This window comes from Streptomyces chryseus (assembly GCF_014650755.1).
Lineage (GTDB): Bacteria > Actinomycetota > Actinomycetes > Streptomycetales > Streptomycetaceae > Streptomyces > Streptomyces chryseus.
Genome location: NZ_BMVO01000065.1, coordinates 1 through 1,997 on the forward strand (window position 1 = coordinate 1; position 1,997 = coordinate 1,997).

2 protein-coding genes are annotated in these 1,997 nt (G+C 68.6%); one reads left to right on the plus strand and one right to left on the minus strand.

The annotated features are described in order from the left end of the window. The coding region (locus IE185_RS32750; RefSeq protein WP_189716562.1) for an integrase core domain-containing protein at nt 1–349 on the plus strand (349 nt) is incomplete at its 5' end. 359 nt (nt 350–708) lie between these two features. Here IE185_RS32750 and IE185_RS32755 read toward each other — a convergent pair. Then, nucleotides 709–1,946 (minus strand): IS3 family transposase gene (locus tag IE185_RS32755; RefSeq protein WP_229843863.1). Its coding sequence is split into 2 segments (ribosomal slippage): nt 709–1,620 and nt 1,623–1,946, totalling 1,236 coding nucleotides; the frame shifts between segments, so codons are not numbered across the junction. Nucleotides 1,947–1,997 lie beyond the last annotated feature (51 nt).

Consider the following 1,997-nt stretch of genomic DNA (forward strand, 5'->3'; position numbering starts at 1 on the left):
GGCGACACGCGGCGGCACCGTCGACGGAGTGATCTTCCACGCGGACCGCGGCTCGCAGTACACCTCCGCGGCGTTCGCCCAGGTCTGCGACGGCTTCGAGATCCGCAGGAGCATGGGCCGGGTCGGCTCGAGTTACGACAACGCCCTCGCCGAGAGTCTCTGGCAGGGCCTCAAGAGAGAAACGATGCACCAGAGGCTCTTCTCGACGATGCGCCAGGCAAGACTGGAGATCTTCCAGTGGCTGACCTACTACAACGCCCGCCGACGCCACAGCGCCCTGAACTACCTCTCACCCATCGAGTTCGAACAGCAACACCACACAGAACGTAGACTCACACTCGCAGCATGAACCCCTGTGTCCACACTCCGGGGGGCACCTCACCGCCCCGCGCCCCGGGGTCGGTAGCGGCACGCAGACCGGGCAGCATCCCCATGTGGGCGGGTTGGAGGAACAGCGGCGCGAATACGGAGCCGAACCTGCGCACGGGGGCCGGAAAGTTCCGGCCCAGGCCGGTCGCGGCCAGCCCTGGGTGGGCGGCGAGCGGCCTGGGCCCGACTCCGCCAGTCTCTGGTGGAGTTCGAGGGCAAACATGAGGTTGGCCAGCTTGGGCTGGTTGTAGGCCAGGTACCGGCTGTAACCGGGTTCGGCGTGGAGGTGGCGGAAGTCCATGGGGCCTTCCCCCGTGAAGGTGGGCACGCGGTTATTGATCACGCGGCAAGCGTGAGTTTAACGGTGTGGTGTCGGCGTTCGTATTCGTCGGGGCTGAGGTGGCCGTTGGCAGAGTGCCGGCGGCGGGTGTTGTAGCGGGTCAGCCAGGCAAAGACGGTCCTGCGGCAGGTGCGGGCGTCACCGTAGTCATGGGCGCCCCGGAGGGTCTCGCGTTTGATGGAGGCGTGGAAGCTTTCGCAGGCCGCGTTGTCGGCGCTGGTGCCGACCGCGCCCATCGACCGTGTGACTCCGAGTTGGTCGCAGAGGCGGGCGAAGGCCCGGGATCCGTATTGGGCCCCGTGGTCGGAGTGGAACACGGCGCCGTCCAGGCGGCCGCGGGTCGCGGCTGCCATCCGCAGCGCGTCGGCGACCAGGTCGGTGCGCATGTGGTCGGCGATGGACCAGCCGACAACCTCGCGGCTGAAGCAGTCCAGCACGGTCGCGAGGTAGTGGAACTTCCCGGATGAGAGTGGGGGATACGTGATGTCGCCCATGTACTTCCGCCCCGGCTCGGTGGCGGTGAAGTCCCGCTGGAACAGGTCCGGGACCGGTGAGGCTGCCGGGTCGGGGACGGTGGTGCGCACGCGTCTGCGCAGGCGGATTCCGGTGATGGAGGACGTCCGCATGATCCGGGCGATCCGCTTCTCGTTGACCCGCCGCCCTCTCTCGCGAAGCTCGGCGCTCACGCGCGGGGAGCCGTAGGCGCCGCCGGACTCGCCGTGGACCTCGCGGATCTCCTCGGCCAGGATCCGGTCCTCCCGCTGCCGGGTCGCCCGGGCCTCGGCGCCGGCGAGCCACTTGTAGTAGCTGGACCGGTTCACGTCCAGGACCTGGCAGAGCCGCTTCACCTCATAGGTGCTGCGATGGTCGTCAACGAACTGGAAGCGGCTCCTCACCAGTTCGCCTCTCCGGCGAAATACCTGGCCGCCTTGCGCAGGATGTCCCGCTCGGTCGCGAGCTTGCGCTCACTTGCCTCGAGCTCGGCCACCCGGGCCTCCAGCTGCCGCACCCGCTCGTCCGGATCAGCGGACGGCGCCGCCTCCCGAGGAGGCTGGGCGCCCGGCTTCGCAGCCGCGGCGGTTACGCCACGGCGTTCGCGGTCCCGCAGCACCCACTCCCGCAGGGTCGCCCGGCTGACGCCCAGGTCGGCAGCGATGCTCTTGTAGGTCGCCCCGGGTGTGGACTCGTACAGGGCCACGGCATCGGCCTTGAACTCGTCCGAGTAGTCCTTGAGCATTTTCAGCGGTAGCTCTCCAGGGTGAGGACGGCTTTGACTGCGGTGGTGAGC